This window comes from Deinococcus pimensis DSM 21231 (assembly GCF_000519345.1).
GTDB classification, from domain to species: domain Bacteria; phylum Deinococcota; class Deinococci; order Deinococcales; family Deinococcaceae; genus Deinococcus_A; species Deinococcus_A pimensis.
Genome location: NZ_KI912633.1, coordinates 373,062 through 374,623, shown reverse-complemented (window position 1 = coordinate 374,623; position 1,562 = coordinate 373,062). Strand labels below are relative to the sequence as shown.

The window sequence follows — 1,562 nt, the reverse complement described above, 5'->3', positions numbered from 1 at the left end:
ACGACGCGCTCACGGCGCGCGTGCGCGCCGCGGCGGAGCGCGCGGGCGAGCTGGTCTGGCCGATGCCGCTTCCCGCGCACTACCTCAAGAGCTACCGGGGCGGCGTCGCGGACCTGCGCAACAGCGACCTGAAGCCCGCCGGGGGCAGCATCAAGGCGGCGCTGTTCCTGCAGGAGTTCGTGAAGGGGCCGTGGGCGCACCTCGACATCGCCGGGAACGCGCTCGCGGAGGGCGAGCACGCCCTCGGCCCGGCGGGCGGCACGGGCTTCGGCGTGACGACGCTCGTGGAGCTCGTGACGGACTGAGGCGCCCTCAGTCCGTCACCATGTGCTCCTCGACGCGCACGCGGGCCCCTTCGTCCGCGCGCGCCGTCACGGTGACGGTCGTGTGCTCGGCGAGGGTGAGCATCGGGACGGTGTGGCCGCAGTCGAAGCCCGTCACGACGGGGTAGGGGCGGCCCTCCCCGACGATCTCCAGCACGAGGTCGTCGTAGCCGAACGGCGCGCCCTGCGCGTCGTACCGTTCGGGCTTCCCGACGATCAGGCCCGCGACCGCGTCGAACACCCCGAGGCGCTCCAGGTGGCGCAGGTCGCGTTCCTCCTCGCTGAGGGCGGCGTCCATCTCCTCGATCAGGAGGACCCTGCCCTCCACGTCCGGGAAGACGTCCGTCCCGGCGGACGTCATGAGGGTGTTGAGGTTCGCCACGACGAGCGGCGCGGTCACCTCGCCCGGATGCAGGGAACGCCAGCCGGGGTTCGGCTGAAAGGCGCGCGGCACGTCCTTCCACGCCTCGCTCGCCGCGTCGCGGAAGTGGTTGCTCCAGCGCGCGGGCGGCGTCAGCTCGCGTGAGGCGGGGCCACGCCCGAGCGCCGCGTCGAGGAACGAGTCGCGCGTCTCGGGCAGCACGTCCGGCCACTCCCCGAACGACGGCATCACGGCGGGACCGTAGAAGGTCCTGAGGCCCGCGTACGCGAGGATCGCGAGGTGCAGGGACGTGACGTCGCTGTAGCCGCACACGATCTTCGGGGTGGCGCGGATCTCGTCGAAGTCGAGGTGCGGGATGAGGCTCGCGGAGTTCGAGCCGCCCACGCAGGACACGAGGGCGCGCACGCGGGGGTTCCTCACGAGTCCCATGAACTCCTCGGCGCGCTCGCGTGGGCTGCCGGAGCGGTAGCCCTCGTCGCCGAGCGCGCGGGTGAGGTCGCCCTCGACGACCTCGAAGCCGAGGCCACGCAGGACGGCGAGGCCGTGCAGGTACTTCTCGCGGAAGCGGACGTGCGCGGGGAAGGACGGGGTGAACACCCCGACGGTGTCGCCGGGACGCAGACGCGGAGGCTTGACGGTGGTCGGGGTGGTCATCACCCCCAGCCTACCGGGCGGGGCCGCCCGTCTCGAAGGCCCGCAGCGCCTCGCGCTGCACCACGCGGCCCGCGCGGGACACGGTGACCTCGGCGTGCGCGCCGTCCACGCGGACGTCGTAGCGGTACCCGCCCTTCTCGAAGCGGTAGACCGTGGCGCCCCGGTCGGTGAGGCGCGCGCGCCCGTCACCTCGGCGGAGGGAA

The 1,562-nt window shown here is 73.4% G+C and carries 2 protein-coding genes and 1 pseudogene; 1 reads left to right on the top strand and 2 read right to left on the bottom strand.

All coding sequences use genetic code 11. The features are described 5' to 3' along the window. Nucleotides 1-305: pseudogene (locus DEIPI_RS35390) on the top strand (leucyl aminopeptidase); the annotation flags it as partial. Nucleotides 306-312: 7 nt separating this feature from the next. Here DEIPI_RS35390 and DEIPI_RS29115 read toward each other — a convergent pair. Both DEIPI_RS29115 and DEIPI_RS39120 read right to left on the bottom strand, forming a co-directional pair. Next, the gene (locus DEIPI_RS29115) at nt 313-1,359 is read right to left on the bottom strand and encodes a S66 peptidase family protein (protein ID WP_052351640.1); all 1,047 of its coding nucleotides are present in this window, start codon (nt 1,357-1,359) and stop codon (nt 313-315) included. Nucleotides 1,360-1,369: 10 nt separating this feature from the next. After that, nucleotides 1,370-1,562: hypothetical protein (locus DEIPI_RS39120; RefSeq protein ID WP_045233740.1), on the bottom strand; the 193-nt coding region annotated here is incomplete at its 5' end.